The sequence below is a fragment of the Stenotrophomonas sp. Bg11-02 genome, from assembly GCF_002836635.1.
GTDB classification, from domain to species: Bacteria; Pseudomonadota; Gammaproteobacteria; order Xanthomonadales; family Xanthomonadaceae; genus Stenotrophomonas; species Stenotrophomonas lacuserhaii.
Genome location: NZ_PJAY01000052.1, coordinates 128,906 through 152,787, shown reverse-complemented (window position 1 = coordinate 152,787; position 23,882 = coordinate 128,906). Strand labels below are relative to the sequence as shown.

Annotated in this window: 26 protein-coding genes; 11 read left to right on the top strand and 15 right to left on the bottom strand. The window is 66.5% G+C overall.

Translation table 11 applies throughout. The features are described 5' to 3' along the window. Nucleotides 1-29: 29 nt before the first annotated feature. Nucleotides 30-350, bottom strand: a complete 321-nt coding sequence (gene sugE / locus CXG43_RS07095) for a quaternary ammonium compound efflux SMR transporter SugE (RefSeq protein ID WP_101099318.1) — start codon at nt 348-350, stop codon at nt 30-32. Nucleotides 351-514: 164 nt separating this feature from the next. Next, a complete protein-coding gene (gene speD / locus CXG43_RS07090) occupies nt 515-1,309 on the bottom strand; it encodes an adenosylmethionine decarboxylase (protein WP_042614283.1) in 795 nt (264 codons plus the stop codon). A 149-nt stretch (nt 1,310-1,458) separates the two neighbouring features. Here speD and crp point away from each other — a divergent pair, with 149 nt between their 5' ends. Together crp and CXG43_RS07080 are read left to right on the top strand one after the other, a co-directional pair. Then, nucleotides 1,459-2,148 carry a cAMP-activated global transcriptional regulator CRP gene (gene crp / locus CXG43_RS07085; protein WP_042614302.1) on the top strand — a complete coding sequence of 230 codons (690 nt, stop codon included), beginning with the start codon at nt 1,459-1,461 and terminating at the stop codon, nt 2,146-2,148. A gap of 182 nt (nt 2,149-2,330) precedes the next feature. Next, nucleotides 2,331-3,092, top strand: coding sequence for a sulfite exporter TauE/SafE family protein (locus CXG43_RS07080; protein WP_101099317.1), 762 nt, complete (start codon nt 2,331-2,333; stop codon nt 3,090-3,092). Nucleotides 3,093-3,767: 675 nt separating this feature from the next. On the opposite strand, the gene CXG43_RS07075 is transcribed toward CXG43_RS07080, so the two are convergent. The 10 genes from CXG43_RS07075 to CXG43_RS07030 all read right to left on the bottom strand — a co-directional run bounded on the left by CXG43_RS07075 (nt 3,768) and on the right by CXG43_RS07030 (nt 12,069). Then, nucleotides 3,768-4,484 carry a haloacid dehalogenase-like hydrolase gene (locus CXG43_RS07075; protein WP_101099316.1) on the bottom strand — a complete coding sequence of 239 codons (717 nt, stop codon included), beginning with the start codon at nt 4,482-4,484 and terminating at the stop codon, nt 3,768-3,770. After that, a complete protein-coding gene (trpC, locus tag CXG43_RS07070; RefSeq protein ID WP_101099315.1) occupies nt 4,481-5,275 on the bottom strand; it encodes an indole-3-glycerol phosphate synthase TrpC in 795 nt (264 codons plus the stop codon). Before trpC ends, CXG43_RS07075 begins: the two co-directional genes overlap by 4 nt. A 56-nt stretch (nt 5,276-5,331) precedes the next feature. Next, nucleotides 5,332-6,363, bottom strand: coding sequence for an anthranilate phosphoribosyltransferase (trpD, locus tag CXG43_RS07065; RefSeq protein ID WP_101099314.1), 1,032 nt, complete (start codon nt 6,361-6,363; stop codon nt 5,332-5,334). 28 nt (nt 6,364-6,391) lie between these two features. Beyond that, nucleotides 6,392-6,970 (bottom strand): aminodeoxychorismate/anthranilate synthase component II, encoded by a 579-nt coding sequence (locus CXG43_RS07060; RefSeq protein ID WP_101099313.1) that lies wholly within the window; start codon nt 6,968-6,970, stop codon nt 6,392-6,394. Between the two features lie 65 nt (nt 6,971-7,035). Further along, nucleotides 7,036-8,526 (bottom strand): anthranilate synthase component I, encoded by a 1,491-nt coding sequence (gene trpE / locus CXG43_RS07055; protein ID WP_101099312.1) that lies wholly within the window; start codon nt 8,524-8,526, stop codon nt 7,036-7,038. Between the two features lie 458 nt (nt 8,527-8,984). Next, nucleotides 8,985-9,311 (bottom strand): hypothetical protein, encoded by a 327-nt coding sequence (locus CXG43_RS07050; RefSeq protein WP_042614277.1) that lies wholly within the window; start codon nt 9,309-9,311, stop codon nt 8,985-8,987. Nucleotides 9,312-9,391: 80 nt separating this feature from the next. Then, nucleotides 9,392-10,330: a lipid kinase YegS gene (yegS, locus tag CXG43_RS07045; RefSeq protein ID WP_101099311.1), complete on the bottom strand. Its 939-nt coding sequence runs from the start codon at nt 10,328-10,330 to the stop codon at nt 9,392-9,394. A 182-nt stretch (nt 10,331-10,512) separates the two neighbouring features. Continuing rightward, nucleotides 10,513-10,986: a GNAT family N-acetyltransferase gene (locus CXG43_RS07040; protein WP_101099310.1), complete on the bottom strand. Its 474-nt coding sequence runs from the start codon at nt 10,984-10,986 to the stop codon at nt 10,513-10,515. Between the two features lie 24 nt (nt 10,987-11,010). Beyond that, the gene (gene rpe / locus CXG43_RS07035; protein WP_101099309.1) at nt 11,011-11,700 is read right to left on the bottom strand and encodes a ribulose-phosphate 3-epimerase; all 690 of its coding nucleotides are present in this window, start codon (nt 11,698-11,700) and stop codon (nt 11,011-11,013) included. 39 nt (nt 11,701-11,739) lie between these two features. Next, nucleotides 11,740-12,069 carry a DnaJ domain-containing protein gene (locus CXG43_RS07030; protein ID WP_101099308.1) on the bottom strand — a complete coding sequence of 110 codons (330 nt, stop codon included), beginning with the start codon at nt 12,067-12,069 and terminating at the stop codon, nt 11,740-11,742. A gap of 142 nt (nt 12,070-12,211) precedes the next feature. Between CXG43_RS07030 and CXG43_RS07025 the strand changes: the two genes are divergently transcribed. The 8 genes from CXG43_RS07025 (at nt 12,212) to CXG43_RS06990 (ending at nt 19,975) form a co-directional block, all read left to right on the top strand. Beyond that, on the top strand, nt 12,212-13,138 hold the full coding sequence (locus tag CXG43_RS07025) for a phosphoribosylaminoimidazolesuccinocarboxamide synthase (protein WP_042614272.1): 927 nt from the start codon (nt 12,212-12,214) through the stop codon (nt 13,136-13,138). Between the two features lie 70 nt (nt 13,139-13,208). Next, a complete protein-coding gene (locus CXG43_RS07020) occupies nt 13,209-13,691 on the top strand; it encodes an Mpo1-like protein (protein ID WP_101099306.1) in 483 nt (160 codons plus the stop codon). 331 nt (nt 13,692-14,022) lie between these two features. Continuing rightward, nucleotides 14,023-16,851 carry a monovalent cation/H+ antiporter subunit A gene (locus CXG43_RS07015; RefSeq protein WP_101099305.1) on the top strand — a complete coding sequence of 943 codons (2,829 nt, stop codon included), beginning with the start codon at nt 14,023-14,025 and terminating at the stop codon, nt 16,849-16,851. Beyond that, nucleotides 16,851-17,228 (top strand): Na+/H+ antiporter subunit C, encoded by a 378-nt coding sequence (locus CXG43_RS07010; protein WP_042614269.1) that lies wholly within the window; start codon nt 16,851-16,853, stop codon nt 17,226-17,228. The genes CXG43_RS07015 and CXG43_RS07010 overlap by 1 nt, the downstream gene beginning before the upstream one ends. Next, a complete protein-coding gene (locus CXG43_RS07005; protein WP_101099304.1) occupies nt 17,225-18,760 on the top strand; it encodes a monovalent cation/H+ antiporter subunit D in 1,536 nt (511 codons plus the stop codon). The genes CXG43_RS07010 and CXG43_RS07005 overlap by 4 nt, the downstream gene beginning before the upstream one ends. After that, nucleotides 18,757-19,263 (top strand): Na+/H+ antiporter subunit E, encoded by a 507-nt coding sequence (locus tag CXG43_RS07000; protein ID WP_042614267.1) that lies wholly within the window; start codon nt 18,757-18,759, stop codon nt 19,261-19,263. The genes CXG43_RS07005 and CXG43_RS07000 overlap by 4 nt, the downstream gene beginning before the upstream one ends. Further along, nucleotides 19,260-19,544, top strand: coding sequence for a K+/H+ antiporter subunit F (locus tag CXG43_RS06995; protein ID WP_042614266.1), 285 nt, complete (start codon nt 19,260-19,262; stop codon nt 19,542-19,544). The genes CXG43_RS07000 and CXG43_RS06995 overlap by 4 nt, the downstream gene beginning before the upstream one ends. Beyond that, the gene (locus tag CXG43_RS06990; RefSeq protein ID WP_101099303.1) at nt 19,541-19,975 is read left to right on the top strand and encodes a Na+/H+ antiporter subunit G; all 435 of its coding nucleotides are present in this window, start codon (nt 19,541-19,543) and stop codon (nt 19,973-19,975) included. The genes CXG43_RS06995 and CXG43_RS06990 overlap by 4 nt, the downstream gene beginning before the upstream one ends. Before the next feature lie 86 nt (nt 19,976-20,061). Here the strand turns inward: CXG43_RS06990 and CXG43_RS06985 are convergent, their stop codons facing one another. Together CXG43_RS06985 and CXG43_RS06980 are read right to left on the bottom strand one after the other, a co-directional pair. After that, entirely contained in the window at nt 20,062-21,018 is a 957-nt protein-coding gene (locus CXG43_RS06985) for a sodium:calcium antiporter (RefSeq protein ID WP_101099302.1), read from the bottom strand. A gap of 159 nt (nt 21,019-21,177) precedes the next feature. Beyond that, on the bottom strand, nt 21,178-21,801 hold the full coding sequence (locus CXG43_RS06980) for a hypothetical protein (protein ID WP_101099301.1): 624 nt from the start codon (nt 21,799-21,801) through the stop codon (nt 21,178-21,180). A gap of 124 nt (nt 21,802-21,925) precedes the next feature. Here CXG43_RS06980 and CXG43_RS06975 point away from each other — a divergent pair, with 124 nt between their 5' ends. Then, nucleotides 21,926-22,516: a hypothetical protein gene (locus CXG43_RS06975; RefSeq protein ID WP_101099300.1), complete on the top strand. Its 591-nt coding sequence runs from the start codon at nt 21,926-21,928 to the stop codon at nt 22,514-22,516. Nucleotides 22,517-22,536: 20 nt separating this feature from the next. On the opposite strand, the gene hmgA is transcribed toward CXG43_RS06975, so the two are convergent. Then, nucleotides 22,537-23,835 (bottom strand): homogentisate 1,2-dioxygenase, encoded by a 1,299-nt coding sequence (gene hmgA / locus CXG43_RS06970; protein ID WP_101099299.1) that lies wholly within the window; start codon nt 23,833-23,835, stop codon nt 22,537-22,539. Nucleotides 23,836-23,882 lie beyond the last annotated feature (47 nt).

The following is a 23,882-nucleotide window of genomic DNA, read 5'->3' as shown; positions in this document are numbered from 1 at the left end:
AGGACTCTGACCCTTTTTTCATGAGCCGGTCAGGGCGTGGAAACCAGCTTCAGGCCGATCACACCGGCCACGATCAGCGCTACGCAGCCCAGCCGGGCCGGTGAAGCGCTGTCGTTGAACAGGAAGATGCCCAGCACCGCCACGCCCAGTGCACCGATGCCGGTCCAGATGGCGTAGGCGGTACCCACCGGGATGGTCTTCATCGCCTGGCTCATCAGGAACAGGCTGATCAATGCGGCCACCACGGTGGCAACGGTCGGCAACGGCCTGCTGAAACCATCGGAATATTTCATGCCGATGGCGAAGCCGATTTCAAAGATGCCGGCCAGCAGCAGATAGATCCAGGGCATGGGGGTACTCCTCAACTTTTTAAACGAAAACAAAACGGCCCGGTGTCTTCACACCGGGCCGTCGGTCGGTCGACTGCCGTGAAACGCTGATCTGCGCAGATCGCGGTTCCACGGGGCGGGACGTCCCGCCTTCATAAGCACGGCCCCGGAGGACCCTGCCGGTATCACTCGGACAGGTTGCGCCCGTGGAACAGTTCTTCGATTTCACGGCGCAGCAGCGCCTCGATCTTCATGCGTTCCTTGAAGGACAGGTTCTTGGCCTTCTCTTCGAACAGGTACTGGTCCAGGTCGAAGTCCTTCAGGTGCATCTTCGTGTGGAAGATGTTTTCCTGATAGACGTTGACGTCGAACATCTCGTAACGCGACTTGATGTTCTTGGCCAGGAAGTTCTGGATCGAGTTGATCTTGTGATCGATGTAATGCTTCTTGCCCTTCACGTCGCGGGTGAAGCCACGCACGCGGTAATCCATGATCACGATGTCCGATTCCAGACTCTCGATCAGGTAGTTCAGGGCCTTCAGCGGCGAAATGACGCCGCAGGTCGCCACATCGATGTCGGCGCGGAAGGTGGCGATACCTTCCTGCGGGTGCGTTTCCGGATAGGTGTGCACGGTGATGTGCGACTTGTCCATGTGCGCGACCACGGCATCGGAGATCAACTCCTTGCCGGCCTGCTTCTTGTCGATCACCGGTTCTTCGGAGATCAGGATCGTCACCGAGGCACCCTGCGGATCGTAATCCTGGCGCGCGATGTTGAGGATGTTCGCACCGATGATCTCGGCGACGTCCGTGAGAATCTGAGTCAGCCTGTCGGCGTTGTACTCTTCATCGATGTAGTCGATGTAACGCTGACGCTCCTCTTCGGTGCGGGCGTAACAGACGTCATAGATGTTGAAGCTCAGCGCCTTGGTGAGGTTGTTGAAACCTTGCAACCTCAGGCGAGGCAACGGCTTGACCACGGGCGGCGATCCTGTAAGAGCGGGGAAAGGATCAATTATGAGGCAATTGTTCCCCGAGGGGGGACCTGAACGGGCTGCCGTGAACGGCTAATTGTTTGCTCTTAACATTTGCGCTCCGCTAAGCTGCTCTCCACCCCGTGAATCCGTTCATGCGCAGAGGGAGCGCCACCATCGTGTCAACCGTGCGCCTTGCTACCAGTCCTTTGGCTTTGGACATCGCTACCATCGACCGCTTCCTGGCCCACAGCCACCGGCGTCGCTACCCTGCCCGAACCGATGTGTTCCGTCCCGGTGACCCGGCCGGGACCCTGTACTACGTGATCAGTGGGTCGGTTTCAATAATTGCTGAAGAGGACGAGGAGCGCGAGCTGGTGCTCGGCTATTTCGGCACCGGCGAGTTCGTTGGTGAAATGGGCCTGTTCGTGGAATCGGACCGCCGCGAGGTCATCCTGCGCACCCGGACCGCCTGCGAGCTGGCCGAGATCAGCTACGAACGCCTGCACCAGCTGTTCCTGGGTCCGCTGTCCAACGATGCGCCGCGCCTGCTGTACGCGCTGGGCCAGCAGATATCCAAGCGCCTGCTCGATACCAGCCGCAAGGCCAGCCGCCTGGCCTTCCTGGACGTGACCGACCGGATCGTGCGCACCCTGCATGACCTGGCCGAAGAACCGGAGGCCATGACCCACCCGCAAGGCAGCCAGCTGCGGGTATCCCGGCAGGAACTGGCGCGGCTGGTCGGCTGCTCGCGCGAGATGGCCGGCCGGGTGCTGAAGAAGCTGCAGGTGGACGGCCTGCTGCATGCCCGCGGCAAGACCGTGGTGCTGTACGGCACGCGCTGAAGGTCTCCTGGTGGGTGACGTGGCCCCAGGCGGGTGACGTTGCCCCTGGTGGGTGACCCTGCCCCTGGGTGACCCTGCCCCTGGTGGGTGACCCCTGCCCCTGGTGGGTGACGACCGTTGGTCGTCACTGCGTCACCCCCGCCGTCACCTGCCGGTGCACGGCAGTCCTGCAGGATGATGTGATGGAGCTGAGCAGCGAATTCTGGTGGTTCATCCTGATCGGCCTCGGCGCGCAGCTGGTCGACGGCGCGTTGGGCATGGCGTTCGGGCTGGTGTCGTCTTCGGTGCTGCTCAGCATGGGCCTGCCACCGGCACAGGTCAGCGCCAGCGTCCACACCGCCGAAGTCTTCACCACCGGCGCGTCGGGGGTTTCCCACCTGATGGCCGGCAACGTGGACCGCGGATTGTTCGTCCGCCTGGCCATACCCGGCGCGATCGGCGGGGCGGTCGGCGCATACGGACTCACCCAGCTGCCTGGCGACATCATCCGGCCATTGATTTATCTGTACCTGCTGGTGCTCGCCATCGTCATTCTGTTGCGCGCGGCCGGTCGGATGATGCCCAAGGGCGACATCAAGCGCGTACCGCTGTTGGGTGCCGTCGCAGGCTTCCTGGATGCCAGCGGCGGTGGCGGCTGGGGGCCGGTGGCCACCTCCACGCTGTTGGCACGCGGCGGCCAGGCGCGGACCACCATCGGCACCGTCAATGCGGCAGAGTTCGTGGTGACGCTGACGGTCTCGGCAACCTTCCTGCTGTCGATGGGGCTGCAGCACCTGCAGATCGTCGCCGGCCTGCTGATCGGCGGCATGATGGCGGCCCCGTTGGCCGCGGTGCTGGTGAAGCGGGTCAAAGAACGCTGGGTGCTGGTCGCGGTAGGCGTGCTGGTGCTGGCGATCAGCCTGTACCAGATCGGCCACACCCTGTTCGGCCTGCTGGATCGGTAGCGCCGAAGGCAGCGGCGGCAGCAACGGCGTGACGGCCAACGACCGTCACTACCGGATGCAGCGGCCTGCCTCGGTAGCGCCGAGCCGTGCTCGGTGAGCGCAGCGGCAGGGCCCGTGACAACCAACGGTCGTCACCCACCACAGCAGAGGCTGACGGCCAGCGGCCGTCACTACCGGATGCAGCGGCCTGCCTCGGTAGCGCCGAGCCGTGCTCGGTGAGCGCAGCGGCAGGGCCCGTGACGACCAACGGTCGTCACCCACCACAGCAGAGGCTGACGGCCAGCGGCCGTCACTACCGGATGCAGCGGCCTGCCTCGGTAGCGCCGAGCCGTGCTCGGTGAGCGCAGCGGCAGGGCCCGTGACAACCAACGGTCGTCACCCACCACAGCAGAGGCTGACGGCCAGTGGCCGTCACTACCGGATGCAGCGGCCTGCCTCGGTAGCGCCGAGCCGTGCTCGGTGAGCGCAGCGGCAGGGCCCGTGACAACCAACGATCGTCACCCACCACAGCAGAGGCTGACGGCCAGCGGCCGTCACTACCGGATGCAGCGGCCTGCCTCGGTAGCGCCGAGCCGTGCTCGGTGAGCGCAGCGGCAGGGCCCGTGACGACCAACGGTCGTCACCCACCACAGCAGAGGCTGACGGCCAGCGGCCGTCACTACCGGGCCCGCGGCCTCAGGCTTTTTCTCCGCCGCGGTCTTCGCAGCCCCAGTTGAGGATGCGCGTACCTTCGGGCAACACGCGACGGAAGAAGTCCACGCTGCCACGCTTGGGATTGACCACCACCGGCGCCTTGGCCGCCACCAGCAGCGGCAGGTCGGCGGTGCTGTCGGAGTAGGCCACATCGATGTTGCCGTAGCCACGCTCGCGCAGCATGCGCATCTTCTCTTCGTTGTGGCAGTGGCGGGTGGCGCCGACGGCGCCGAAGCGCGGCCCGACTTCACTGCCGATCACCGGCACGTCCACGTGCGCGACGAAGGCCAGGATCGCCCGCGCCAGCTCAGGCGGCGCGCCGGTGGCGACCACCACGCGGTCGCCCTTGGCGCGGTGCGCGGCGAACACCTCCAGCGCCTGCGGCAGCAGTTTCGCGCGCAGTGTCGGTTCGTGCTTCAGCACATAGGCATCGATGACGCGGTTGAACTCGCGTGCGCGGTGCATGCCGAAGGTGGCGATCCAAACGTAGATCGAAATACCGGCGCGGCGGGTGGGCAGCATCGCCACCAGCGGCCCGGCGATCGGCGTCACCAGCAGCGCAGCCAGCAACCGCAACGGATTGCGCTTGATCAGAGTGGCGAACAGATGGCTGCCGGAATCGCCGTCATACAGGGTGTGGTCGAAATCGAACACCACCAGCGGCGCATTGTCCTGCGGGGTTGGATAGATCGTGCTCATGCAGCGAAGAATAGCTGACGCAGGCCCTCGCCTGGCTCCTCCACCCGCATGAACGCTTCGCCCACCAGGAACGCGTTGATCCCGGCATCACGCATCAGGCCGACGTCCTGCGGCCCCAGGATGCCGCTTTCGGTCACCAGAAGGCGGTCCTTCGGCACCGCGCTGCGCATGTCCAGCGTGGTCTGCAGCGACACCTCGAAGGTGCGCAGGTTGCGGTTGTTGATGCCGATCATCGGCGCCGGCACCTGCAGCGCGCGCTCAAGCTCATCGATGTCGTGCACTTCCACCAGCACGTCCATGCCCAGGCTGATCGCCAGTTCGGACAGCTCCGCCAGCTGGGTGTCTTCCAGCGCGGCGACGATCAACAGGATGCAGTCGGCGCCCAGCACGCGCGCTTCGACCACCTGGTACGGGTCGACCACGAAGTCCTTGCGCAGCACCGGCAGTGTGCAGGCTTCGCGTGCCTGCTGCAGGTAGGCATCGCTGCCCTGGAAGAAGTCCACGTCGGTCAGTACGGACAGGCAGCTGGCTCCGCCGAATTCATAACTGACCGCGATATCGGCCGGATGGAAGTCCGGACGGATCACGCCCTTGGAGGGACTGGCCTTCTTGACCTCGGCGATCACCGCCGGGTCGCCGTTGGTGATCGCTGCCTGCAACGCACGCACGAACCCGCGCACCGGCGGCGCATCGGCCAGCCGGGCCTGCAGCTGTTCCAGCGGCACGGCGGCGCGGCGCTGGGCCACTTCTTCGGCCTTGCGGGCCAGGATCGTCTGCAGGATGTCGCTCATGGTGTTCACACGAAAAAGGGGACGGAGGGAGTCAAGTCGGTTCCAGCGTTGCCGCCTCAGCCTGCCAGCACGCGGGTGATGTCGACGTACTGTTGCAGGCGCGCGCGGGCGCTGCCATCGGCGATCGCGGCGCGGGCACGCGCCAGGCCATCGGCGATGTCGCTGGCCACGTCGGCCACGTACAGGGCCGCACCCGCGTTCAATGCCACGATGTCCAGCGCCGGGCCGGGCTCGTTGTCCAGCACCGCGCGCAGCATCGCGATGGACTGTTCCGGGCCGTCCACGCGCAGGTTGCGGCTGGCGGACATGGCGATGCCGAAGTCTTCCGGATGGATCTCGTACTCGCGGACCGTGCCATCGCGCAGCTCACCGACCAGGGTGCCGGCACCGAGCGAGATCTCATCCATGTTGTCGCGGCCCCACACCACCATCGCGCGCTCGGTGCCCAGCTCGCGCAGCACGCGCGCCTGGATGCCGACCAGGTCCGGATGGAACACGCCCATCAGCACCGACGGTGCGCTGGCGGGGTTGGTCAGCGGGCCGAGGATGTTGAAGATGGTGCGCACGCCCATCTCGCGCCGCACCGGCGCCACGACCTTCATCGCCGGGTGGTGGATGGGCGCGAACATGAAGCCCACGCCGGTCTGTTCGATGGCCTGCGCCACCTGCGCCGGTTGCAGTTCGATCACCGCGCCGAGTGCTTCCACCGCATCGGCGCTGCCGGACTTGGACGACACGCTGCGGTTGCCGTGCTTGGCCACGCGCGCGCCCGCAGCGGCGGCCACGAACATCGAACAGGTGGAGATGTTGAAGGTGTGCGAGCCATCGCCACCGGTGCCCACGATATCGACCATGTGGCGGGTATCGGTGACCGGCACCGGCAGCGCGAACTCGCGCATCACGGTCGCGGCGGCGGCGATCTCATCCACCGTTTCCTTCTTGACCCGCAGCCCGGTCAGGATCGCGGCGGTCATCATCGGCGACACATCGCCGCGCATGATCTGCCGCATCAGGTCGACCATCTCTTCGAAGAAGATCTCTCGGTGTTCGATGGTGCGTTGCAGGGCTTCCTGGGGGGAGAAGCGCATCGTTGGACTCCTGGGGTGGGCGTGCAGTTCAGCGCTGCAGGAAGTTGCGCAGCAGCGCGTGGCCGTGCTCGGTAAGGATGGATTCGGGGTGGAACTGCACGCCTTCCACCGGATGTTCACGATGGCGCAGGCCCATGATTTCCTCCACCGAACCGTCCTCGTTCTCGGTCCAGGCGGTGACCTCCAGGCACGCCGGCAGCCGCATCTTGTCCACCACCAGCGAGTGGTAGCGGGTGGCCTGGTAGCGATCGGGCAGGCCGGCGAACACGCCCTTGCCTTCATGGCGGATCGGCGAGGTCTTGCCGTGCATGATGTTGCCCGCACGGATCACCGTGCCGCCGTACACCTGGCCGATCCCCTGGTGGCCCAGGCAGACGCCGAGGATCGGCGTGGTCGGGCCCAGCCGCTGGATCAGTTCCAGCGAAATGCCGGCCTCGTTGGGCGTGCATGGGCCGGGCGAAATCACGATGCGTTCGGGCTTGTGCGCGGCGATCTCATCGACCGTCATCGCATCGTTGCGCACCACCTTGACCTCGGCACCCAGCGTCTGCAGGTACTGCACGAGGTTGTAGGTGAAGCTGTCGTAGTTGTCGATCATCCACAACATGGATCAGGTTCCAGACTGCGTAGGGAGACGGGCGCGCAGGACGCGCGCCAGGAAAGTGATGCGCGTTACAGGCCCTTGGCCGCCTGGGCGACCGCGCGGAACAGCGCGCGGCCCTTGTTCATCGTCTCGTCCCATTCCTTCTGCGGGTCCGAGTCGTAGACGATGCCGGCGCCGGCCTGTACGTGCAGGCGACCGTCCTTGATCACCGCGGTGCGGATCGCAATGGCGGTGTCCGCATCGCCGTGCCAGCCGATGTAGCCGATGCTGCCGGCATACACGTTGCGTTTGATCGGCTCCAGTTCGCGGATCACTTCCAGCGCGCGGATCTTCGGCGCGCCACTGACCGTGCCGGCCGGGAACGTGGCACGCAGCACGTCGGCGTAGCTCAGGCCCGGCTGCAGCTGCCCGGTCACCTCGCTGACGATGTGCATCACATGGCTGTAGCGCTCGATCACGAACTGCTCGCCGACCTCCACCGTGCCGGCGCTGGAAACGCGCCCGGCATCGTTGCGGCCCAGGTCGATCAGCATCAGGTGTTCGGCGCGCTCCTTCGGATCGGCCAGCAGCTCGGCTTCCAGCGCGTTGTCCTCTTCCTCCGTGGCGCCACGCGGTCGGGTACCAGCGATCGGCCGCACGGTGACGTGCCCCACCCCATCGGCGTCGTGCTGCAGGCGCACCAGGATCTCCGGCGAGGAGCCCACCACCTGCATGTCACCGACATCCAGGAAATACATGTACGGAGAAGGATTGAGCGCCCGCAGCGCGCGGTAGACATCCACCGGCCGCGCTTTGAAGGGCACGCTCAGGCGCTGGCTCAGCACCACCTGGAAGATGTCGCCGGAGCGGATGTAGTCCTTGCTGCGCTCCACCGCATCGATGAAGCCTTCGCGGGTGAAGCCGGAGATGAAGTCGCCCTCGTCCAGCACGTCGCTGTGCAGCGGCGCGGGATAGCCGGCGCCGGGTGCACGCAGCTTGCCAGCCAGTGCATCCAGCCGCGCCTGCGCCTCGTCCCAGGCACCGGGCTGGCGCGGGTCGGCATGCACGATCAGGTACAGCCGGCCCTTCAGATTGTCGAACACCGCCAGCTCTTCGGAATGCATCAGCAGGATGTCCGGCGTGCCCAGCTCATCGCGCCCGGCCGGCGGCGCCAGGCGCGGTTCGATGTAGCCGATGCACTCGAAGCCGAACCAGCCGACCAGCCCGCCGGTGAAGCCGGGCAGTCCGTCCAGCTTGGGTACCGAATGCGCGCTGCGCAGCGCCTCGACTTCGGCGAAGGGGTCGGCCACTTCGCGGGTTTCCACGACCTGGCCGTGTTCGGCGATGGCCAGGGTGTTCCCGCGGAAGGTGTACACGCGGCGCGCCGGCAGGCCGATGATGGAATAGCGCCCGAAGCGTTCGCCGCCTTCGACCGATTCGAACAGATAGGTGTGCGGCCCGTCGGCCAGCTTCAGGTAGACCGAGAGCGGCGTGTCCAGATCGGACAGCACTTCACGGACAACGGGGATGCGGGTGTGGCCTTCAGCGGCCTGCTGCTGGAACTGGGCGGGGGTGTTCAACACGACTTTCCTTCCGGGATACGGCGTTTTCTGGGCGGACGACGGCTACGGGCCACCATCGCCAGTTACGGCGTGCGGAAGAAACGGATCGCGGGGTCGTCAGGATGGACACCCGGGCACTGTACCGCATGCGCCGCCCCGGGCGGAAGCCGTCCACCGCGCGCGGCTGTGCCCCTCCCCCTGGGCCAGGCCATGCGCAGGGCGGCTCGCTGGGTGACGGCCGTTGGCCGTCAGCCTCTGCTCTGGTGGGTGACGACCGTTGGTCGTCACGGGCCCTGCCGCTGCACTCGCCGAGCACGGCTCGGCGCTACCGTTCGCGTGCCCTGCTGCTCCTGTTCCCGCTGCTGTGGGGCGGTGACACCCCTCAACCTGCCGCAATCCGCGCGCTACGCATTACGCCATGGCAGCGCCGCCCTTTCCGGAACGGCGCCGCCACTACGGCAATCGAGGTGCGTTGATCAGCGCTGGAACGGGCTGGCCTTGATCGGCTCACCCTTCTTGTTGCAGGCAGGTGGATTGGTCATGCCCATCGAGAGCAGGTTGCCGCCGTTGATGATGCAGACGAACTCCTTGCCGTCGGATGCCTTCAGGTTCGCATAGGTATTGGTGCCTTCGGTGCGACGGCTGACAAGGGTCAACTGCGACGGCTCGTAGCCCAGGGCGCCGGCCGACTGCGATTTGATCTTGTCGTCATCCAGAACGTTCGTCTTCGCGGCGATCGTGCTGCAACCGGTCAATGCAACCAGCAGGGTGATCGAAGCCAATGAGATGACAGCTGATTTCACGGCATGTACTCCTTGTGAGTGAGTTATGAAGCTGACCGCAGGGACGTGCTGCGCGGGTCAGATCCAGTATGCCAGACCCATCAGCGTGTCGACCGGGACAGCAGCGGGCAATCCGCAGGCAGATGCATGCGCACGCGGCGCGGCACGCATTCGATGCGGAAATGCCGTGCTTCCACCGGCTCACCGTCCAGGTTGAGGGTCAGCGGCTTTTCGGCGCGGATCTCCACCCGGGTCAAACGGGTGCGGGTTGCGACATGCTCCAGCGCAGCCTCCTTGCCGCCGGTCACCAGTTGGCCCAGCATCGCGCCGACTTCGCCGGTCAGTTCGGGAATGATGGTGACGTCCAACTGGCCATCATCGATGACCGCCTGGGGGCAAAGTGCCTGGCCACCACCGGCCTGGCGACCGTTGCCGATGCCCAGCGCGATGAAGCCGCCTTCCCAGTCGAAGCCGGGGCCGTGCACGCGCGCCAGGATCGGCTCGATGCGGCCCAGCTTGGAGATGCCGGTCAGCACGTAGGCCAGGCCACCCAGCACCTTCTTCAGGCCTTCATCGGTTTCCACGGTCACCTGCGTGCCGAAGCCACCGCTGGCGACATTGGCGCACCACCAGACCTTGCCATCGGCGTCGATACGCAACAGGTCGATGGCGCGGGGGGCCTGTGCGGTGATCAGCGCCAGCACCTCGGCGGGGCTTTCCGGGAAGCCCGCCGCCGTGGCGAAATCATTGGCGGTACCGAGCGGCAACAATGCAAGCGAGGGCAGCGCATCGGCAGGTTCGTCGCGGTGCGCCAGCGTTTCCGCCACCGCGCTCAGGGTGCCATCCCCGCCCCCGGCGATGATCACCTCCACCCCGTTGTCGATGGCTTCGGCCACGTAGCGCTCGGCATCGCCCGCCTCCCAGGTGACCCGCACTTCAAGGTCGATCCCGCGTTCGCGCCAGGCCGTGACCGCATCGCGCACATCGACGTCCCCGGCGGATTTTCCGTTCAGGATCAAGCGCCAGCGCGAAAGGCTCATGGGGGGGTTCCGGGGGTGGGGGCGGCACAGGCTAGCAGTCGTGCGTTCTTTGCCGGTGAATGTCATCGGCCTGTCACCGACAGCCCGGAACATGGGAGGCCATAGCAGGGAAGACGGATGGAGGCAGGATCAGCCTCCCACTATTTCAGCAGGGCCACGCCGGCAGCGGCGTGGTCTTTTTTTCAGGCGGCGGCGAAGGCGCGCAATGCATCGCCTTCTAGCCGGTACACGGTCCATTCGTCCTGTGGCCGCGCGCCGGCGGCGACGTAGAAATCGATCGCAGGCTGGTTCCAGTCCAGCACCGACCATTCGAAACGCCCGCAACCCTCGGCCACCGCCTGCCGGGCGATGTGCCTGAGCATTGCCTTGCCGGCGCCGGATCCCCGCTTGTCCGGGCTGATGTACAGGTCTTCCAGGTAGATGCCCTTGCGGCCCAGCCACGTGGAATAGTTATGGAAATACACCGCATAGCCGATCGCTTCACCGTCGGCTTCGCAGACCAGCGCCTGGGCACTGGCATCGGGCCCGAACAGGCTGGCGGCGATCCCCGCTTCGTCGGTCTGCACCGATGATTCGGCCTTCTCGTAGATCGCCAGTTCGCGGATGAAGCGCAGGATCAGGCCTGCATCGGCGACGGTGGCCGGACGGATGTTCATGGGCAAAAAAGGGGACGGAGGGAATTAAACGAGTTTAATTCCCTCCGTCCCCTTTTTGACGTTGGCGCGCATCGCGCTGATCACCTGCTGGTAATCCGGGGCGTTGAAGATCGCCGAGCCGGCCACGAAGGCGTCGGCGCCGGCCGCGGCGATCGCCCCGATGTTCTCGGCCTTTACCCCGCCGTCGATTTCCAGGCGGATGTCCTTGCCACTGGCATCGATCTTCTGCCGCACCACCTTCAGCTTGTCCAAGGCGGACGGAATGAAGGCCTGGCCGCCGAAGCCCGGATTGACCGACATCAGCAGCACCAGGTCCAGGTCGTCCAGTACCCAGTCCAGGATGTCCACCGGCGTGCCGGGGTTGAGCACCAGGCCCGGCTTGCAGCCCAGCGAGCGGATCAGCTGGATGGTGCGGTGGGGGTGGCGGCTGGCCTCGGGATGGAAGCTGATATAGGTCGCGCCGGCTTCGGCGAAATCCGGGATGATCCGGTCCACCGGCTCCACCATCAGGTGCACGTCGATCGGCGCGGTGACCCCGTGCTTGCGCAGCGCCTGGCAGACCAGCGGGCCGATGGTCAGGTTGGGCACGTAATGGTTGTCCATCACATCGAAATGGACCCAGTCCGCGCCGGCGGCGAGGACGTTGTCGACTTCTTCACCGAGACGGGCGAAGTCGGCCGACAGGATGGACGGGGCGATGATGCAGTTGGACATGGCCGGGGCCTTCGGAGCAGGAAGAAAGAGGGGCAGGACTCAGCGCTTGCGCAGGGTCTTGATGCGGTCGTAGGCGGCATTCACGCGGCGGCTCTTGGCCTCGGCCTGCCTGAGCAGTTCCGGTGCGGCGCCGACCAGCTTGTCGGGATGGTATTGCGACATCAGGCGGCGGTAGGCCAGGTCGATTTCCGACTCGGTCGCCGACGAGGTCAGCCCCAGCTCACGGTAGGGGTTTTCTTTGTTCAGGCGGAACCAGTCGGCGTCGAACGCATGGCCGATCAACAGGCCCAGCACCGCGCCAAACAAGGGATTGGGCCGGAACAGCAGGGCCCCGGCAATGAAACCCAGCAGTTTTCCGTACCAGCGCATGGCGCTCCGGGCAGATTTGGCCAATTGGCTTTCCATTTTACGTCACAGCCGCCCCGGACGGCTTTACACTAGGCCGCCCGCTGGCCGGCGGGCCCTCCGGGTCCCTGGGCAGCTCGTATCGACGAAGCCCCCAGGAGTGCCCGTGCCGACCACGTTGTTGCAATCCGATCTTCCCGGCCTGCCCTTGCGCCATCGCGGCAAGGTGCGTGACGTTTTCGATATTCCGCGCGAGCGCCTGCCCGAAGGCACGCCGCCGGGGGACTACCTGCTGATGGTAGCCACCGATCGCCTGTCGGCCTTCGACGTGGTGCTGCCCGATCCGATCCCGGGCAAGGGCGAAATGCTCTGCCAGGTGTCCAACTTCTGGTTTGCCAAGACCGCGCACCTGATGCCCAACCACCTGACCGGCATCGACGTGGCCAGCGTGCTGCCCGACGGCGTGGACGCGGCGCTGTACGCCAAGCGCGCGGTGGTTACCCGGAAGCTGAAACCGGTACCGGTGGAAGCGATCGCCCGCGGTTACCTGATCGGCAGCGGCTGGAAGGACTACCAGCGCACCGGCAAGGTCAGCGGCATTGAACTGCCCGACGGCCTGCGCCAGGCCGAAAAACTGCCCGAGCCGATCTTCACCCCGTCAACCAAGGCCGCCGTCGGCGACCACGACGAGAACATCGATTTCGATGCGATGGTCAAGGCGGTCGGCGTGGACCTGGCCGAACGCGTGCGCGATGCCACCCTGCGCATCTATGCCTTCGCCGCCGATTACGCGCGTGAGCGCGGCATCATCCTGGCCGACACCAAGTTCGAGTTCGGCACCGATGAAGACGGCCGCCTGTACATCATGGACGAGATGCTGACCCCGGATTCTTCGCGCTACTGGCCGGCCGACGAGTACGAAGTGGGCACCAGCCCGCCCAGTTACGACAAGCAGTTCGTGCGCGATTACCTGGAGACGCTGGACTGGGGCAAGACCGCACCGGGCCCGTCCATTCCAGCTGAAGTGATCGAGCGCACGCGTGCCAAGTACGCCGAAGCCCTGCAGCGACTGGCCGGCATCAGCGTCGACTGAGGGGCGGCGGGCGCTGCCCGCCCTCCTCTGGAAAGCTCGCCGGCCATGTGCCGGCACGATCGGAGGCACCATGTCCAGCACCTCGCTTGCCCGCCCCGTAGACCGCTATTTCGCCAGCTATTCCGACGACCACCGCAACCTCGCCAACCAGCGCATCCACGTGGTCGCGGTGCCGGCCATCCTGTGGTCGGTGGTCGCCCTGCTGTGGTGCCTGCCGCCGCTGATCACCTGGTTCCAGAACGGCATCTGGGCGGGCCTGGCGATGTTCGGCGCGTGGTGCTTCTACAACCGCCTGTCGCGCCCGTTGGGGCTGGGCATGCTGGCCGTGCTGTTCGTTATCGGCTGCACCTGCCGGCTGCTGGAAGCGGAAATAGGGCTGGGCAACCTGGCCCGCCTGGCCGGGGTGGTGTTCGTGCTGGCGTGGATCGCGCAGTTCCTCGGCCATAAGCTCGAAGGCCGCAAGCCCAGCTTCCTGACCGACCTCACCTACCTGCTGATCGGCCCGGCCTGGGTGCTGGCCAAGGTCTACCGCCGCTTCGATTGGCGTTACTGACCTTTTTTCCCTGAACGAGCGGGCGGCCTGTTTTCCACGCCCGTCGCAGCGACGCGAGATCCCCATCCAGGCGCCATCGGGGTGCACGACGCGCCACACCATCCCTTTGCAGCCCCTGCCGTACGGGCACCTTGGAGCTGCACGCGCCATTGGCGACAGATGCGGCAAAGTGTCCATCCCGGTCGGGTCAAGCCCCGCCGGCCCAGCATGGCAAGGGGAAGAAAATGAATCAGCACACGTTCCCTGCAATTGGTGGCGTATTCGTGGGTATCGGCAGCAAATGTCGGCCTGTTAGACTGCATGACCTGCTCGTGAATCGCGTATTCCCTGCATGATCCCAAGCCTGATCCTGCTGCTCGCCCTGCCTTTCATCCTGGCCGTGGCGGTTGCCGCATTCTCACGAAGTTCCCGCCGCACGGCCGCCTGGTTGGCCGCGGCCGCGCCGTTGGCTGGCCTGGCCATCCTCGCCACGCTGACACCCGCCGTGCTGGATGGCGAGGTGCTGCGCAGCAGTGGCCAATGGCTGCCGCAGATCGGCCTGGACTTCACCCTGCGCCTGGACGGCCTGGCGTGGATGTTCGCCGGCATGGTGCTGGGCATCGGCTCATTGGTGGTGCTGTACGCCCACTACTACCTGAGCCCGCAGGACAACGCGCACCGCTTCTTCTGCTACCTGCTGCTGTTCATGGGCGCCATGCTGGGCATGGTGCTGTCCGGCAACCTGCTGTTGCTGATGATCTTCTGGGAGCTGACCAGCATCAGCTCGTTCCTGTTGATCGGCTTCTGGTCGCACCGCCAGGACGCCCGCGAAGGCGCCCGCATGGCCCTGGTCATCACCGGCGGCGGCGGCCTGGCGCTGCTCGGCGGCGTACTGCTGATCGGGCGCATCGTCGGCAGCTTCGACCTGGACGTGGTGCTGGCCGCCGGTGACCAGATCCGCGCCAGCGCGCTGTATCCGTATGCGTTGTTGCTGGTGCTGGCCGGCATCTTCACCAAGAGCGCGCAGTTCCCGTTCCACTTCTGGCTGCCACAGGCTATGGCCGCGCCCACCCCGGTGTCGGCCTACCTGCACTCGGCCACCATGGTGAAGGCCGGTGTGTTCCTGCTGGCCCGCCTGCACCCCGCCCTGGCCGGCACCGACCTGTTCTTCTACACGGTCAGCGGCATCGGTGCGCTGACCCTGCTGATCGGGGCATGGAACGCGATCTTCCAGCACGACCTGAAGGGCCTGCTGGCGTACTCGACGATCTCCCACCTGGGCCTGATCACCATGCTGTTCGGCCTGTCCAAGCCGATGGCGGTGGTCGCCGGTGTGTTCCATATCCTCAACCACGCCACGTTCAAGGCATCGCTGTTCATGGCGGCCGGCATCATCGACCATGAAACCGGCACGCGTGACATGCGCAGGCTGGGCGGCCTGCGGCGGCTGATGCCGTTCACCAGTGCGCTGGCGATCATCGCCTCGCTGGCGATGGCCGGCATTCCGCTGCTCAACGGCTTCCTGTCCAAGGAAATGCTGTTCGCCGAGGCCCTCGATGCAGGCGGTCCGGCGCTGATGCAGATGGCCATGTCGATTGCCGCGTTGCTGGCCGGTGTCTTCGGCGTGGCCTACAGCCTGCGCTTCGTGCACGACACCTTCTTCGGCGAGGGCCCGCATGACCTGGACCGCGTGCCGCATGAACCGCCGCGCTGGATGAAGGTGCCGGTGGAGATCCTGGTGGTGATCTGCGTGGCCGTGGGCATCGCCCCGGCGTTGACCATCGCCCCGGTGCTGCATGCCGGTGCGGCCTCCATCCTCGGCGCGCAGATGCCCGAATACAGCCTCTCCATCTGGCACGGCTTCAACCTGCCGCTGGCGATGAGCGCGGCCGGCGTGCTGGGCGGCGTGGTGCTGTATTTCGGCCTGCGCCGGCTGATCGACCTGTATGCGGTGCGCAACACCACGCCGGGCCGCGACGCCTTCCATCTGCAGCTGGACCTGCTTTCCGCGCTGGCCCAGAAACTGACCGGCGCCATCGCCAACGGCAGCCTGCAGCGCATGCTGCTCGGCCTGGTGGTGGTGGCGGTGGTGGCCGCCGCAGCGCCCTGGCTGGCCGCCCCGGCGTGGCCGAACTGGCCCTCTCCGCAGCCGATGCCGCTGCTGGGCTGGGCGCTGTGGGCGGTGATGATGGCCTGCGCCATGGCCACCCTGCGCATGTACAAACAGCGCCTGCTGGCGGTGCTGCTGGTGGGCGGGGTCGGCCTGATGGTGGCGATGACCTTCGTGTTCCTGTCCGCACCGGACCTGGCGCTGACCCAGCTGCTGGTGGAAATGGTCACCCTGGTGCTGATGCTGCTGGGCATGAATTACCTGCCCGCCCAGTCGGTGACCGAGCGCTCCAAGCTGCGCAGATACCGCGATGCCGCGATCGCAGTGGTTGCCGGCGTCGGGCTGGCCGCGCTGGCCTACACCGCGATGACCCTGCCCCCGAACACGATGGCCGGCGAGATGCTTGCCCGTTCCCTGCCGGAGGCCTACGGCAGCAACGTGGTCAACGTCATCCTGGTCGACTTCCGCGGCTTCGATACCTTCGGCGAGATCACCGTGTTCGGCATCGCCGCGCTGGTGGTGCATGCCATGCTGCGGCGTTCGCGCATGGCGCCGGAGCAGATCATGCCCGGCCCGCCGATCAAACTGCCGGTGCCGGCCGACCTGGCGCAGATCATGTTCCCGCTGACCCTGACCGTGTCGATCTTCATGTTCCTGCGCGGCCACAACTCGCCGGGCGGCGGCTTCATCGCCGGTCTCATCCTGGCCGTACCGCTGTTGATCCAGTACGTCATCCAGGGCACCGCCTCGGTCGAGTCACGCTTCGGCTTCGATTACGTCCGCTGCATCGGCATCGGCCTGCTGATCGCGGTGGCCAGTGGCTCGGCTTCGATGCTGTTCGGCGTGCCGTTCCTGACCAGCGGCCACCTGGACCTGCACCTGCCGATCATCGGTGAAGTGCCGCTGGCCAGTGCGATCGGTTTCGATACCGGCGTCTACCTGGTGGTGTTTGGCGGGGCGATGCTGATGCTGTCGATGATGGGCACGATCAAGCCGTCGCGGACACGGACCGCGCGTCGCGGCGAGATCGATCCGCAGAAGCGTTCGGCAATGACCGGGGAGATGCACTGATGGAACTGGCCATTGCAAGCGCCATCGGCGTGCTGACCATGCTCGGCGTGTACCTGCTGCTGCGCGCGCGCAGCTTCGATGTGATCCTGGGCATGACCTTCCTTTCCTATGCCACCAACCTGCTGATCTTTGCCGGCGGACGACTGGTCGCCGGCAGGCCGCCGGTGCTGAAGGAAGGCCTGGACGCGAACCTGGGCAACTACACCGACCCGCTGCCGCAGGCGCTGGTGCTCACCGCCATCGTGATCGCCTTCGCGATGACCGCGGTCACCATCGTGCTGGCCATCCGCAGCCGCAGCGACAACCACAGCGACCACGTCGACGCGCACGAGCCCGACGACGATGCTCCGCCGCGCCGTGACGAGGACCACGCATGAACCATCTGGTGATCCTGCCGATCCTGGTCCCGCTGCTCGGCGCATCGCTGTCGCTGTTCGTTGAACATCGCCGCTACGGTCCGCGTGTGCAGCGCGCAGTGTCGTGGACGGCGATGGCCGCGCTGTTCGCTTCGGTTCTGCTGCTGTTCGCACGCACTGCCGATGGCGCGGCGATGGTCTACCTGCTCGGCGACTGGCCGGCGCGGCTGGGCATCGCGCTGGTGGCCGACCGCCTTTCAGCATGGATGCTGCTGACCACCGTGCTGCTGGCGGTCGGCTGCCTGATGCATGCCTGTTCCGGCTGGGACCGGCGCGCCCCGCACTTCCATGCCTTGTTCCAGTTCCAGCTGGTCGGCCTGAACGGTGCGTTCCTGACCGGCGACATCTTCAACCTGTTCGTGTTCTTTGAAGTGATGCTGATCGCTTCGTATGGCCTGCTGCTCAGCGGCGGGCGCGGCCTGCGCATGCGCATCGGCCTGCATTACGTCGTGTTCAACGTGACCGCCTCCACCTTGTTCCTCATCGCGCTGGGGCTGCTGTACGCCTCGCTGGGATCGTTGAACATGGCCGAACTGTCCCAGCGCATCGCCGAAGTACCGCCCTCGCACCTGGTGCTGGTCAAGGCGACCATGGGCCTGTTGCTGCTGGTCTTCTGCGCGAAAGCGGCGCTGATGCCGCTGTACCTGTGGCTGCCCGAATCCTATGCGCGTGCACCGGCGGCAGTGGCTGCGCTGTTCGCCATCATGACCAAGGTCGGCCTGTACGCCGTGCTGCGCATCCAGAGCCTGTGGTTCGGTGATGAGGCTGGTGCCATGGCCGGGTATGGCCGCGATTGGCTGTTGTGGGCCGGAATCGCCACGCTGGTGCTGGGCGGGCTGGGCGTGCTCGCCGCCATCCGCCTGCGGGTGCTGATCTCGTACCTGGTGGTGGTGTCGGCCGCCACCTTGTTCATCGCCTTCTCGGTCGGCAACCAGCAGGTGCTGGCAGCCGGCCTGTACTACCTGGCGCACAGCACCTTCGTGGCGGCCGCCTTGTTCCTCATCGCAGACCTGATCCGCCGTCGTCGCGGCGGTGCCAGCGACCGCAAGGAAGTCATCGCGCCGATGCCAGGCAAGCAGACACCGGCGGTGCTGTTCCTGATCGCCGCCATTTCCATCGCCGGCCTGCCGCCGCTGTCCGGGTTCCTGGCCAAGGCCGCGCTGCTGCAGGGCATGCCGCCGCAGCTGACCGCACCGGTGTGGATGGCGGTGCTGGGCAGCAGCCTGCTGGTCATCATGGGGCTGGCGCGGGGTGGCATCCGGCTGTTCTGGCGCGTGCCGCATGCCGAACCCGATGGTCCCCGGCCGCGCAAGGCGCCCACGCGCCGGGTGGAACTGCTGGCCGCCTGCCTGCTCCTTCTGTACGGAATCGGCATGACCGTCTTCGCGGCCCCGCTGATGCGCCACACCGATGCCATCGCCAGTGACCTGTTGCAGCCCTCCGGTTATGTCGACCAGGTGCGTGGCGAACAGCCGGAGATCCGTCACCCATGAACCAGAAACGCCCCCTGCTGCGCCGGATCTTTCCCTCGCTGCCGCTCACCGTCATGGTCATCGTGTTCTGGCTGCTGATGTCGGACAGCTTCAGCGTCGGCCTGCTCGCACTGGGCCTGCTGCTGGGCCTGGTGGTGCCACTGTTCGCCGCGCGCCTGGACCGTGAGTTCGCCCGCATCGGTACGCTGCGGCCCGTACCGAAACTGCTGATGACCACCCTGTGGGACATCCTGGTATCCAACATCGAAGTGGCCGGCCAGGTGCTGGGCAAGGAAAGCAGGATCCATCCGGGCTTTGTCTGGATTCCGCTGGACATCGCCAATGTGCACGGCATCGCTGCGCTGACCAGCATGATCACACTGACACCGGGGACTGTGTCCGCTGCACTGAGCGATGACCGCAAGTACCTGCTGGTCCACGTACTGAACCTGGACGATGAGCAGCACCTGATCACCGAAATCAAACGCCGCTACGAGGCCCCGCTGATGGAGATATTCCCATGACCGGATTCGATGTCATCCAGAACACCCTGGTGGTGTGCATGCACGTGGTCGGCCTGGCCATGCTGCTGTCGACCTGGCGCCTGCTGCGCGGCCCCACCGTGCCTGATCGCATCCTCGCGCTGGACACCCTGTCGGTGACCGCCATCGCGCAGTTGATGCTGTTCGGCATGTACCTCAATTCGGCGATCTACTTCGAGGCCGCGCTGATCATCGCCATGCTCGGCTTCGGCAGCACCGTGGTGCTGAGCAAGTTCGTGCTGCGCCGGGATATCGTCGAATGATCACCGCCATCCAGATCGTGCTGTCGGTGGTGCTGCTGTTCGGCTGCTTCTTCATCCTGGTGGGTGCGCTGGGCCTGGTGAAGCTGTCCACCTTCTTCAAGCGCCTGCACGCCCCGACCAAGGCCAGCACGCTGGGCGTCGGCTGCGTGCTGGTGTCCTCGGTTGCTTACCACATCTTCCTCGGCCAGGACCCGCAGCCGCGCGAGCTGCTGATCACCATCTTCCTGTTCATCACCGCACCGATCAGCGCGCACCTGATGGCCAAGGCGGCGCTGTCGCTGCTGATGGAAACGCGCCCCACGCTGCCGGGCAACGAACGCGCCGAAGCAGAACAGTTGCCGCCGCCGGAGCCGGTACGCGAGAAGGTCGTGGAAGCGACCGACGATGTGTATACCTCCAACGAGAGCAAGACGGACGAGCGCGAGCGCTGACTCCACCGGCCGGGCGATGCGTCGGCCGATGCAGCGCCAAGCGTGCGCGCGGCGCCTGGATGTCGAGCACGCTCGACACTGCCCGCTCAGGCCACCAGCAGTCCCAGCTCCAACCCCACCCACGCCACGAATGCGCCCAGCAGCACACCGCCTTCTGCGCGGCTGATGCGCAGGTCACCGCGCAGCATCGGGTACAGCACCAGCGCGAAGGCCAGCACGGCCGGCAGTTCAAGCCGCACGAACGAAGCCGGCAGTGCCAGCGGCTGCACCAGCGCCATCACGCCGATCACCAGCAGCAGGTTGACCACGCTGGAACCCAGCACGTGGCCCACCACCATGTCGCCCTGCCCGCGCCGCGCGGCCATCACCGCAGCGGCGACTTCAGGCAGCGCGGTGCCGATCGCCACCGGCAACAGGCCGACCAGCAATGGCGTCCAGCCGAGCGCAGCGCCGAAGTCCGCAGCGGCCCCCACCACCAGCCGGGCGCCCCAGAACAACGTCAATGCGGCGATCGCCATGCGCACCAGGTTCAAGGCCAATCCCGGGCGTGATACCGCCGCGTCGGCGATCAGCGCCTGAACCTGCGGCGCCTCATGCCGTCCACGGCGCAGCAGCAGTACGAAGAACAGGACGAAGGCCGCCAACAGCACGCCGCCTTCCCAGCGCAGCAGTTGTCCATCCAGGCCGAATACGATCAGCAGCAGCGCGGCCGCCAGCACGCCGAACCAGCTCGCCACGATCACCCGCGCGCGCATCAGCAAAGGGACGGCGAGTGCGGCCAGCGCGAGGGTCAAGCCGAGGTTGGCCAGCGTGCTGCCCACCGCATTGCCGAGCGCCAGCTCGGGCTGGCCAACGGCCAGCGCGCGCGCGTTGACTGCCAGCTCCGGCACGGACGTCGCCACGCCCAACAGCAACAGGCCGGCGGTGAAGGGCGATGCGCCCAAGCGCTGGGCCAGCCCGGAGGCGGCCTTGACGACGGTGTCGCCGCCAAGCCCCAGCAGGATGATGCCGAGCACGAACCAAGCGATGGCGAGGGCGATCATCAGGCAGTCCTTGAGCGGGAGTCACGGCGATTCTACGGTGGATCCCCGTGTCCCGGTGGGTCACGCCCCGCCTCTGGTGGGTGAGGCCCCGCCTCTGGAGGGTGAGACCCCGCCTCTGGTGGGTGACGACCGTTGGTCGTCACAGGGTCACCTCACCCCTCAGCCACACCCTTCCACATAATCCACCTGCGGCGGCAGGCCCACCCGCCACGCGCTGACCTTGCCATCGGCACCAAGCGCGAAATCGATGATGCCGTGCCCTTCCTGCTCCGGACGCACGCGCAGGTGCTGGGCCTGCGGATCGTATTTGTCCGGGCCCAGGTCGGCGCGTTCGGGATACAGCTGCTGCAGCTCACCCAGGCTCATGCCCACGCGACCGCCGCCGGGGGCGACGATGCCCGGGCCGCGCACGTCGTAGCGCACCAGCCTGTTGCCTTCGATCATCAGGAACGGGCCTTCGGCCGACTCCTTCTGCGGGCGGATGTAATGGCATTCATCGTTCGGTACGTCGCCCTGCAACGGCGCACCGAATCGACCGCGGACATCGTCCAGGCTCGCCCCCAGGTCCACCGCACCGAAGCCGTCCAGGCGCGCCGGGCTGTCACGCCGCGGATCGATCGGCGAGGCGTTGTTCAGGTCGGGATCGGCGGAGACGTCGGCGTCCTTGGCTGGATTGGTGGCCGCTTCGGTCATCGGCGAGGTCGCCTCCGGGCTCGCTTCCGGGCCCTGGCTGCAGGCGGCAAGGGACAAGGCCAGCAGGCCGGCTACGGGGAAGGCTTTCATCGGGACATCTCCTGGGAGGCAGTGCGCGAACGCTACCGCGCCGGATGTGCACGCGCCGCATTGTCATCATGGTTTCACGGCGGACATTCAGGCTCGGCCTGCACCGCCTTCTCTGCAGCCGCCCATGCTCCCGCGCAAGACCGACCAAGCCCGAACCGCGCTGCAGGCCCACCGCGCCCCGCTGGACATGCGCCAGCGCCGCCTGCTGATCCTCTGCGACGGCCAACGTGACCTCGCAGCGTTGACCACCATGATCGGTGCGGATGCCCCGGCGATGGTGATCCAGCTGGTCCAGGCTGGCTATCTGGTGACTACACCGGAGGTGCTGGAGGCGTCAGCTCCCACGCCGATAGCGCCTGCCCGCCCGGTCTCACCGATGTCGGCGCCATCGCCGGCAGCTGCCCCGACCGCGCCATCCGCTGAACGCCGGCGTTCGATGGCCGCCGCGCGCATCTACCTGCTGGGCATCCTGGAAATGCAGCGCCACCCGCAGGCCGCCGCGCTGCTGCGCGAACTGCAGCAGGCGCGCCAGGAAGGCGACGTGGTGGACGCCATGCAGGGCGCCCTCGACGCCCTCCCCGGCCTGACCTCGGCCGGCTACGCAGAACGCGTCCACGGCCGGCTGCTGGAAGTCATCCCGCATGAACACCTCAACACGTTCAAAAAGGGGACGGAGGGAGTTAAGTCACTTCCGGCGGTGCCGGAAACGACTTAACTCCCTCCGTCCCCTTTTTATCAGCGGAAGTTGTTGCGCAGGCCGTTCCAGCATTGCTGGTAGTCGCCCTGGCGATGGGCGGCCGACAGGGCCTGCGCGGTCGGGCGGATCACCCCGCGCGTTTCGAACATGAACGCCATGGTGTCCTTGATCACGTCCGGGCGGGACAGGTCGGCCGCCGATGCCTTGTCGAAGGTCGGCGCATCCGGACCGTGGCCGCTCATGCAGTTGTGCAGCGACGCACCGCCAGGCACGAAGCCTTCGGCTTTCGCGTCGTAGGCCCCGTGCACCAGGCCCATGAACTCGCTGGCGATGTTGCGGTGGAACCACGGCGGGCGGAAGGTGTGCTGGGCCACCAGCCAACGCGGCGGGAAGATCGCGAAATCCATGTTGCTGGTGCCGGCGGTATCGCTCGGCGAATGCAGCACCAGGAAGATCGACGGATCCGGGTGGTCGAAGCTGATCGAGCCGATCGTGTTGAAACGGCGCAGGTCGTAGCGGTACGGCGCGTAGTTGCCGTGCCAGGCCACCACGTCCAGCGGTGAATGGTCGATGCGCGCGCGCCACAGCTGGCCGTCGAATTTCGCCACCAGCTCGAACTCGCCGTCGAGGTCTTCGAACGCCGCATGCGGGGTTTCGAAATCGCGCGGATTGGCCAGCCCATTGGAGCCGATCGGCCCCAGGTCGGGCAGCTTCAGCAGCGCACCGAAGTTCTCGCAGACATAGCCGCGTGCCTGCCCGTCCGGCAGTTCAACGCGGAAACGCACGCCGCGCGGGATCACCGCGATCTGCTGCGGCTCGACCTCGACCACGCCCATTTCGGTGAGCAGGCGCAGGCGTCCCAGCTGCGGGACGATCAACAGCTCGCCGTCGGCGTTGTAGAAATAACGCCCCTGCATGTCACGGTTGGCGGCGTACAGGTGGATGGCCACACCGGCATGCGCATCCGGGCCGCCGTTGCCGCCCATCGTGTACAGGCCTTCGACGAAATCAGCCGGTGCCTCGGGCAGCGGCAGCGGGCTCCAGCGCAGCTGGTTCGGCGCGGCCGGCAGCCCGTGGAAGCTGCCCTGCAGGCGCTCCTGCGCGAACGCGGTGAACTCGCCATGGGTTACCGCCGGGCGGATCCGGTACAGCCAGCTGCGGCGGTTGCTGCCGCGCGGGGCGGTGAACGCGGTCCCGGACAATTGTTCGGCATACAGCCCGTGGGCCACGGTCTGCGGCGCGTTCTGCCCGATCGGCAGCGCACCGGCCCGCGCTTCGCTGGCGAACTCGTTGCCGAACCCGGTCTGGTAGCCGCGTGCTTCGATGGTGCTGGTCATGTCTGGCATCCCGTCATGTGCCGGCGCGTGGCCGGCACCTACCTTAC